Genomic DNA, 773 nt, shown 5'->3' with positions numbered 1-773 from the left:
ACATAGGCAAAGCGTTCCAATTCAGTATTGGATGCCATCAAGCGTTCGACCAATTCCTTCTGCTCGGCTTCATGCTGTCGATGACTGGCTTCAAGGTCCATTCGATCCAAGGCGAATGAAATTTCATTTGTCATTTCAGACAGCAGTTCGATGAGATCGTCAGTAAAGAATTCCGGAATATCTGAGTAAAGCGATAATGTGCCGATGGATTTTCCCTTATTCTTCAGCGGAAATGCGGCAGATGAATTAAAGTCAAATGATGCCGCCCTCTTTTGCCAAGGTGCTGTTATATTTGTTCCAAAGAAATTCTCTGCAACGCGGTACTCACCAGTACGAATGCATTGTCCGGACGGCCCTTGTCCATAAGGGCTATCAGCATCAGCGGAAACTTTCAGGCCATCTAAATAGGCGACCCCCTCACCAGCCCAGGCTGCTGGAACTATTGCTTGGCTCGAATCATCGACCACGCCGATCCATGCCATGCGAAAATGCCCAAAATCCACCGAAATTCGAACGATGGCATCAAAGAGTTCCTGGCGGCTTTTGCTGCGAATGATGGCCTTATTGGTTTGGCTCAAAGCCGCATAAATATCCGTCAAGTGAGCAATCTTAACAGTGGCTTCCTTGTGCGAACTCATATCTCGAACAAACGCCACATCAAACTCTTGCCCCTCGTGGGAAAGGTAATTTGCAGATTGACCGGCCCCCAATGGCGGCTCCAGATCGAATGTTAGTGAAGCATGGTTGATGTTGCCTGGCCAGGGGCGACGGAG

Annotated in this window: 1 protein-coding gene; it reads right to left on the bottom strand. The window is 48.6% G+C overall.

The window, feature by feature from the left end:
• On the bottom strand, positions 1–773 hold a 773-nt coding region (locus A6A04_RS00755), incomplete at both ends, for a GAF domain-containing protein (RefSeq protein ID WP_245651041.1).

The sequence above is a fragment of the Paramagnetospirillum marisnigri genome (assembly GCF_001650715.1).
GTDB classification, from domain to species: Bacteria; Pseudomonadota; Alphaproteobacteria; order Rhodospirillales; family Magnetospirillaceae; genus Phaeospirillum; species Phaeospirillum marisnigri.
The sequence above is the reverse complement of the archived record's forward strand: the minus strand, read 5'-3'. Positions and strand labels throughout refer to the sequence as shown.